At 61.4% G+C, this 7811-nt stretch carries 3 protein-coding genes; all 3 read right to left on the reverse strand.

What is annotated here, in order from left to right:
- Positions 1–233: 233 nt before the first annotated feature.
- The gene (rpoH, locus tag ACJWXQ_RS04805; RefSeq protein ID WP_346052164.1) at positions 234–1115 is read right to left on the reverse strand and encodes an RNA polymerase sigma factor RpoH; all 882 of its coding nucleotides are present in this window, start codon (positions 1113–1115) and stop codon (positions 234–236) included.
- A 170-nt stretch (positions 1116–1285) separates the two neighbouring features.
- Complete coding sequence (locus tag ACJWXQ_RS04810) at positions 1286–5452, reverse strand: S8 family serine peptidase (protein ID WP_406672279.1); 4167 nt, start codon at positions 5450–5452, stop codon at positions 1286–1288.
- Between the two features lie 319 nt (positions 5453–5771).
- Positions 5772–7811: chitobiase/beta-hexosaminidase C-terminal domain-containing protein (locus ACJWXQ_RS04815; RefSeq protein WP_406672280.1), on the reverse strand; the 2040-nt coding region annotated here is incomplete at its 5' end.

The raw sequence follows: 7811 nt of genomic DNA on the forward strand, positions 1-7811 counted from the left end.
AGCACGGAGCAAGGAGCAAGGAGCAAGGAGCAAGGAGCAAGGAGCAAGGAGCAAGGAGCAAGGAGCAAGGAGCAAGGAGCAAGGAGCAAGGAGCATGCGGGAGGGTACAGCGACACATCGGCTGTGGGAGCGGCTTTAGCCGCGAATGTGCCTTCGATAAGCCCCTATCGCGGCTAAAGCCGCTCCTACAGTAGGTTTGAGGTGCCTTTCTTGCTGCTTGCTAGCAACCGCCGTCAGGCGGCCATGTAGCCGCGGAGTTTCTTGATGGCGCCGTTTTCGATCTGGCGGATGCGTTCGGCGGAGACGCCGTATTGCTGAGCCAGTTCCTGAAGGGTGACCTTGTTGTCTTCATCCATCCAGCGGGCACTGAGGATGTGCCGGGCGCGCTCATCCAGGCGGGACAGGGCCTGGTCCAGACGCCGACTGCCGGTCTCGCTCCAGTCACTGGCCTCGACCACGTTGGCCGGGTCACTGTCGCTGTCGGGCAGGTACTGGGCGGGGGCGTAACTGCCCTCCTCGTCGTCACCGGCCCCCGGCAGGGGATCGAAGGCCATGTCGTGGTTGGCCAGACGATTCTCCATCTCCAGCACTTCCTTGCTACTGACCCCAAGGTCCTGGGCGACGTTGTCCACTTCTTCCTGACTGAACCAGCCCAGACGCTTCTTGGCCTTGCGGAGGTTGAAAAAGAGCTTGCGCTGAGCCTTGGTGGTCGCGACCTTGACGATGCGCCAGTTGCGAATGACGTATTCGTGGATTTCGGCCCGAATCCAGTGCACGGCGAAGGAAATCAGGCGGACGCCCACATTGGGATCAAAGCGCTTGACCGCCTTCATCAGGCCCACATTGCCTTCCTGAATGAGATCGGCGAAGGGCAGGCCGTAACCCTGGTAGCCCCGGGCGACATGGACGACGAAGCGGAGGTTGGAGATGACCAGCTGGCGTGCGGCGTCCAGATCGCCATCGTCGTGGTAGCGCACAGCCAGGCGGTGCTCTTCCGCCTCGGAGAGCACGGGGATGCTGCCCACGGCATTGAGATAGGCGTCCAGGCTCCCGGAGGGGCCTGCAAGCGCGAAATCCGTGCTGTTACGGACCGTCAATGCCTGTGTCTCGGCCATGTCTCCATCTCCCCTATCGTCGTCTTTTTCGATGCCTTTATCTTAGCACTCGTGGGGTTTGAGTGCTAATGGCCGGGGGAGTTCCGGGATTGCCGGGCAAAAAAAAACCGCCCCCGAGTCAGAGACCCGGGGGCGGCAAACGGTGAAACCGTTTCTTTCAGGCTGACTGATCAGACCCGGCGGCGAACCACCACCAGTCCGAACAGAGCCAGGAACGCCAGCATGGGCAGCATGGGATCGAAGGCCTGGCGGCCATCGCCCATGGAGCAGGCGCCCACGTCGGTGCCAGAGGATGTGTCAGTAGCAGGCTCGCCGACGGGGCAATCAGCGGTATCCGCTGAAACGACCTCGGTTTCGATCTCCTCGCCGCCGACAACCATCACGCCTTGGGCGTAAACGGTCGCGCTGCAGCGGATGGGACCGATATCGGCAGTCAAGCTCTGCGGATAGACACTATCCGTCAACTGCATTGGAGCAGTGGCGTTATTCATCTCCTCACTGTGACCCCAGCGCATGAAGAACTCACCTGCGCTGCCCTTGGTGTTGACCGTGGCATCAAAGTGCCCCCGCGGTACACCAAGGTCGGGATCGAAGGAAATGAATTCGGCGACTTCCTCTACGCCACCAAATTCAACACCAGAGCCGGACTCCATGAAGCCGGCCACGTCGCTGGCACCCCAGGTGGAGAACATGTTCACCACCCAAAGGCCACCGGCGTCTTCACCATCAAAGTCATCGATGTCCAGAATGGCCGATTCGGTGCCAGAACTGGCAGGCCAATCCAGGAGATAATCGATGTCGTCGGCTGGACCGCCAAATGGACTGTCGCCACCTGCTACTCGTACGGTGGTACCAGCTGGCGAAGTGATATCCATCACGAACTCATCCAGCCAGTCTGCACCGGTGGTGGTGTAGGTAATGTCGATCACCGTACCGTCAATGACACCATCGACGATGAAGTAGCCCAGATCGGCGGTATCACCTTCACTGCCAGTGGCTTCCTGACCAGACAGGTCGATCATGCTGCCGGGGCAGGCGTTTCCAGCAGCAGGCAAGTCGATCCCGTAAATGGCCTGGTTGCCGGAATGGGCCATCCAGAAGACACCGTCACAATCGAAGGTCACATCGGCAAGATAGCCGCCTTCAAATACCCGGTTGCCCTGATCATCAGCGATGGCGTAATCGGTGACGAAGGCGAAGCCGGCATTGACATCGTGAACAAAGATGTCTCCCGAAGCATCGGCCACATCCGCCACGAAGAGCATGCCGTTAGCCGGATTGTAGGCAAGACCGGTGATGGCATAGCCGGTGGCGACGGTCTGGAGGATTTGGCCATCCAGGTCAACGACGTGGATATTACCCTGGTCCTCGCCGACGAACAGCAGTTGATTCACTGCGTCGTAAGCAACCGCACGCGGTGCGGGATCAGGATCGTCGCCGTTGTCCCCGGAGGCAGCCATCTCCTCGGGGCAAATGGACACACCGGTGGCACCTTCTTCCGGGTCCACCTCGTGGATACAGCCATCGCCACCAATGTTCACCTGCCAGAGCGTACCGGTGTCGCGGTTCCAAGCAACACCAGCGCCCCACTCTTCATCGTCAGCGTCGGCGTAGTCCTTGGTGCTCAGGGCATTGCCCGTGGGCTGACCGGCAAAGGTGTATTCATGAAGTTGGTCGTCACCGCCGACCAGTTCACGGCTACCAGCCCAGACTGTGCCTTCGCTCAGGGTATGAGCCAGACCGTAGAGGTCATCCAGACCGCTGCCAAACTGGACTTCCGCACGAGTGAGGGAATCGTCCGGTTCAGCGGCAATCGGCATGGCCATATCCGGACCACCACTCTCATCGGTGATCAACACACGGCCAAAGGCGGTGGGAGTAGAACCGTCAGCAACAGGTATCAGGCCCGGACCGCTCATGGTCACTTGGACGATGGCGGACTGGCCGGCTTCGAGGGTCACGCTGGACGGGGAAACGCTTACGTCCACGTCGCCCTGAATCGTCTGCCCTTCAAAGGTGAAGCTACCACCACTTGTCGCGGTCACCGTCCGCTCCCAGCTACAGCTGGCCAGGCAGGAACGATTGGCCATGCTGGCCAGGTTCAGGGTCCGCAGGTTGCCGAAGGCGAAGGGATCGGCACCGATCATGTTGCCGATGGACTCGTCCATGACAAGACCGGCTTCCACGGCAGCCGCCACGCGAGCTTCACCGGCGCCCTGGTCGTACCAGGTAAAGCCAGGCAGGGCCTCAGCAGTGAGCATCAGCGCCGACTTGACCTGCATGGGGGTCCAGCTCGAGTGGGCACCGCGCACCAAGGCGGCCGCACCAGCCACATGCGGGCTGGACATGGAAGTACCGCTGATGGCGTGGTAGTTCTCGGCATTCGCTGCACCGATATCCGCCCAATACGGAGCCATGATGTTCTGGCCCGGGGCAGTAATATCCGGCTTCAGGAGATCGGCGTACTCCGGCGCAAACGAGGAGGGGCCACGTGAGCTGAAGCTGGACATCTGACCAGCGGCAGCTTCGTCATGGATGAACTCCACCGCAGCAGCACTAATCGAAGCAAGGTGATCCTCGCCGGACTCCAGCCACTCACGAATTGCGGCACCGGTTTCGTAAGTCACGCTGACAGCCGGCGCATCACCGCGGAAACCTGCAGAGAATGTCTCATTGCCCTCTGCATCAACAAAGAACAGATCTTCAGCGTTATGAACGATCACGCCGCCGCCACCAGAAGCTGCAACATTCTGAATGGCGAAGGGCAGCAGAACGATGCCCAAGATGTCATCGACAGCCAGTTCGCAGACGACAATCTCGCCGTCAAACTCGCCCGGACCGAAGGGGTTGACCAGCACCGGACCAAAGAAGCCTGCATCGGTATCCGCACACTGGCGGGCTACCTGATCCTGGGTACCAAAATCCTCGCCCAGAACAACTTCTCCAGTGTAGCTGCCTGTCAGACCGCCACCCTGGAAGGGTCCAATTTCCATCTCACCACCTTCTACAGTGAGATCGGCCACGCCACGGATAGTCCGGCCGTGGGTATTGGAGCCAACAGAGGAGACCCAGGGCGCAAGCTTGCTGACCGTGCCAGCCCCGGGGCCATCATTGCCAGCGGAGGCAGCAACGAACATGCCCGCGTGGGTGGCACTCAGCCAGGCTTCACTGACCGGATCATTGCCGTAAGGATCATTGGCGCCACTGACCGAGAAGTTGAGCACATCAACTCCGTCCTCAATGGCCTGTTCAAAAGCGGCTACCGAGTCGGAAACCGGGCAGCCCGGTGCACAGACACGATAAGAAATAACGTTGGCACGCTGTGCCACACCGCTGACAAAGGCCTCAAAAGGCGCATCTTCATCTTCGGCGGCCACCAGCATCTCTTCCGGGTCGTACCAGGGGAACAGATTCATTACCACCGGGTTACCCGCGGCTGTGCCCGCAACGTGGGAGCCGTGACCGTTATCGTCGTCGGCGCTGGTTCCGCTGTAATCATAAGCACCAATCAGCTTGGCGTTACAGGGGAAATCAGGATCATAGTCGTCATGCTCTTGGTCACAGACACCCAGATAGACGCCCTCACCCAGCGGATTGGTGTGGGTATAGGCTTCGATGCCGAAGTCTTCATTGGCTTCCACTTCGGAAGCGAAGGCGACATGATCTGCAATGATGCCGGTATCAACGACACCAACGACCACACCCTCACCACGGTTGGCGACCATCGGGTCGTCATTGTCCCAGACGTCCGGGGCGCCAATGCGACCTGGACCGGTATCAGTATCAATGGTCAGCTCACGGTCCGGGGTGACATAACGAACACCGGGGACGTTATTCAGCCGGGCCGCTTCACTGGGAGTGGCCTCGACGACCAGACCGTTGATTGTGCGTACGAAGTTGTGAACAGGATCCAGCTTTCGATTCAGAACCGAGGCAGCTTCCTGCAGGAAACCTTGTTGCTGGCTGCGAAGAAACGACTCGTAAGCCTGAACCGCGTCCACACCGGTCTGGAGACGGTCCTGGCCGGTCACCATGGGGCTGGTGGGCTCGAAGCCGTCGATGCCGCCCGTGTAAAGTGAGGAAGGCAGCTCATTCAGAGCCACAATGATCCGCATGGTCTCGTGCGGCCGCTCCTTTTTCAGCTCTTCAAGCTTGGGAGCAGTATCCCGCTCGCCAAACTGAGGCATCAGGTGCCCATCAGGCCCAACGGTATGTTGTTGGATTTCAAAGTCGGAAACCGGGATGGTCGTGGGCGGAGAAGCAATGGTGGCACCCATTGCCGCGCCCAAAACCACCCCGAGGCCGGCGGCTGCCGACCGAGTCGTTTTGAACTTCATAACACACTCCCTAGATAGTGTCCTAATCACCAACACTGCCAGGCTCGGCAGAGGCCCCCTTAGGGACACCGCCCCCTGACTGTGTCGTTGCGTTCCAGGCAATACACCGGCCCCCCAACTCGGCAAGAGTGATGCGCCGATGCGACAGCGGGCTGGAAGGACCCGCTGTCTAACTTCTTGCGCACGTAGCATTTAAGTCTATATCGGAGACAATTGCAAACGGTTTTGGCCGGTTTTTGCCCGGAGAAACCTCCGCCCGTTGCGCGCAGACAACAAAAAGCCGGCCCCCAAGGGGGCCGGCTTTTTGGGTGAGCGGGTCTTAGACCCGGCGGCGGACGACCACCATCCCCAGCAGGGCCAGCAAACCGATCAGCGGCAGCAGGGGGTCCGGCTTGCCGTCATCGCTCGAGGCGAGGCTGCAGCCGGAGGAGCCCGAGGAGGGACAGCCGGCGGTTTCGCCCTGACCGAGCTCGCCTGCGTGGCTCATGCCCTGGTCGTTGACGGCGGTGGCGCGGAAGTCGTAGCTGCTGTTGCAATCCAGGCCGCTGATTTCCACTTCCACCGTGACCGGCTCGGCACCGGCGTCATAGCTGACCGCGTCAGTGGTTTCTTCCAGGGCCTCGTCCTCCTCGCCCCAGTCGAGACTGACCGAGCCGGCACGGTCGGCGGGTGACAGCTCCACCGCCACCACCAGCACCTCGCGCTCGCTGTCCACCACACTCACGGACAGAACCTCCGGGGTAGTGGGCTGAGGCTCGAGGGTCACGCCCTCGATGACCTCCTGGTCACCGCTGAAGACGAAGTCGCTGCCACCGTCATCCACTTCCAGGGGCTCGTAACCGGTTCCGCTGAGCAGAATGGTGTAGGCCCGGGTGGTGTCGGCCGGCAGGGCGAAGGCATCGCTGCCGCTGCCATCGGCGGTGACTTCCATGGGTCCAAACTGGTCCCCACTGGCGCTGTCCTCGAGGTAGAGCGCAACGGTCTCGTCTTCCAGCAGACCGCTGATCTCGCCGCGAATCTCGCCGGCGGCGGAAAGCACCACATCACACTGAGGCTCACTCCCCACGCAATCGGCACCGGCCACATTGGCCATGGCAAAGCCATCGGTCACCACGGCCAGGTCATGCTCACCGTCGTCCGGCACCGGCGTGATGAGGTGGAAGACACCGTCGTCGTCGGTCTCAGTGCGGTAACGCCGCTCCTGTCCCTCGGGACCGACCTCGTCGGCGGTCTTCACGCGGGCACCGACCAGGTCATCACCGAACTCGGAAGACACCCAGCCCGCGTAATGCCGGCTCGGGGCGGTGCTGAAGCCATCGGCGGTGACGGTTTCGTAGCTGCCGCCACTGTCGTGGACTTCAACCTGGAAGTCCTCGCTGCTGCTCACCGTGGAACTGGCCAGTGTGGTGGCCGGGTTGCCGGCCTCGGCGTCGTCCACGCTGGTGACATCGGCGGGATCAAGCTCGGCCACCGTGCTGTCATTGCCGTCAGTGTCCTGCACGGAGAGGCTGAGAGCATAATCCGGCACGGCGCCCAGCACCCGCAGCTCACGGGGCTCGTCCGCTTCCAGCAGGAGGTCGAAGTCGGCCTCCACCAGCAAGTCCACATTCACCAGGAAACTGCTGCTGCTACCGGTTTCAGCGTCGGTGACGGTGACCTCATAACTGCCCGCAAAGGCCCCTTCCGGTGTCACCGTGAAGGTCCATTCACCGTTTTCCTCACTGAGCTCCCCTTCAACGTCGGAGTCGGGGAAGCTGTTGGCGGCGGCGCTGACCGCGTAGTCGCCGGAGCCACCATCCGGGCTGAAGGCCACGCCCTGGCCTGCATCCACTCGCTGATCGGTAATGGCCTGGCCATCTCCGTCGACGATGCCGACTTCGCTGAAGAAGGCGTACTCACGGCCCTGAATCGGGGTATCGCCCTCATTGGTCTCGGCGAAGGCCTGCAGGACGACGACATCATCGACACCACCACTGACGGTGACGGTTTCGCCACTGTCAATGGAATCGGAGCCGCTGTCCGGGTCGCTGCCGTCGAGGGTGTAGTAAATGGTGGCATCCGAGTCGGCGCTGCTGATGGCCACGTCCACCGGCTCGCCGGCAATGAAGCTGCCACCGTCCGGGCTGAACGCCAGATTCATGGCCGAGCCTTCGATCTCAATCAGGCTGCCACTTTGGAGGCTCCCGGCCGGATCCTGACCGTCCCAGGTACCCCACAGGCGGACAACCCAGGTGCCACCACCTTCCAGACCGGCAAAATCATCGATGCTGCGGCTGTCGGACTGGATCCCCGGATCACTGGGCCATCCCAGCGCGTAGTCGAGGGACTCGTCATCCGGCGCACCGAAGGCATCTTCGTC

It is taken from the genome of Natronospira sp. (assembly GCF_007134575.1).
Lineage (GTDB): Bacteria > Pseudomonadota > Gammaproteobacteria > Natronospirales > Natronospiraceae > Natronospira > Natronospira elongata.

What these genes read in the sequence shown, in the direction of transcription:
- ACJWXQ_RS04810 (WP_406672279.1), bottom strand. Translation starts at nt 5,452, where the DNA reads ATGAAGTTCAAAACGACTCGGTCGGCAGCCGCCGGCCTCGGGGTGGTT.
- rpoH (WP_346052164.1), bottom strand. Translation starts at nt 1,115, where the DNA reads ATGGCCGAGACACAGGCATTGACGGTCCGTAACAGCACGGATTTCGCG.